Source organism: Pseudoalteromonas sp. 120-MNA-CIBAN-0494 (genome assembly GCF_040308885.1).
In the GTDB taxonomy this organism is placed as follows: Bacteria; Pseudomonadota; Gammaproteobacteria; order Enterobacterales; family Alteromonadaceae; genus Pseudoalteromonas; species Pseudoalteromonas nigrifaciens.
This window is the reverse complement of record NZ_JBEOOE010000186.1, coordinates 1-257: the sequence shown is the minus strand read 5'-3', so window position 1 is coordinate 257 and position 257 is coordinate 1. Positions and strand designations below refer to the sequence as shown.

Below are 257 nucleotides of genomic sequence, written 5' to 3'. Positions count from 1 at the left end.
TAGTGCCGTATTCGCATAAACCCACTTGTGAGCACATGCAGTAAATATCGCCTAATAAATTCTATGCCTGTTAATGACATTCTCTTTATTTTGCTGTCTAGGTAGTCTTTATAAATAAACGTGAAATCATCTTTTGTTACTTGCTTAAGCAGTCCTTCATGCAACATGCCATTACGATTGTAGAGTCAAAGGTATTACAACACTGTTTACTCTTCGATCAAATTCACTTTGCTGTGTAAACACCATCATTTTATCAT

General features: G+C 35.0%; 1 protein-coding gene. It reads right to left on the bottom strand.

Annotated elements, in window-relative coordinates; genetic code table 11:
- Positions 1-164, bottom strand: a 164-nt coding sequence (locus AAEY55_RS18460) for a transposase (RefSeq protein ID WP_407072716.1), incomplete at its 3' end; no start/stop codon positions are given.
- Positions 165-257 lie beyond the last annotated feature (93 nt).